General features: G+C 42.3%; 1 protein-coding gene. It reads left to right on the forward strand.

What is annotated here, in order from left to right; all coding sequences use genetic code 11:
* Positions 1-10 precede the first annotated feature (10 nt).
* On the forward strand, positions 11-118 hold the full coding sequence (locus tag QN347_RS20840) for a hypothetical protein (protein ID WP_323494552.1): 108 nt from the start codon (positions 11-13) through the stop codon (positions 116-118).
* The last annotated feature ends 121 nt before the right edge of the window (positions 119-239 follow it).

Raw genomic sequence — 239 nt, forward strand, 5'->3', positions numbered from 1 at the left:
TTTCCAAGACATCCAATCTTCTGGATTTAAGAGTCTGACGGAAAATCAACGCGTTTCTTACGAAGCAGCTGTTGGTCCAAAAGGCGATAAAGCAGGCAATATCCAAATTCTCTCTTAATTGAGTAGATCGACGCTTAAGTATTGGTGAGTTGTCGATTCTGAATTAGCTTTATGTGTTGTGGTTTGTTTTTTTCTTAAATACCGGCCGGTGACACCACGCAGATAGCATGGGTTGGCGG

It is taken from the genome of Sphingomonas sp. 10B4, from assembly GCF_035019905.1.
GTDB classification, from domain to species: Bacteria; Pseudomonadota; Alphaproteobacteria; order Sphingomonadales; family Sphingomonadaceae; genus Sphingomonas; species Sphingomonas glacialis.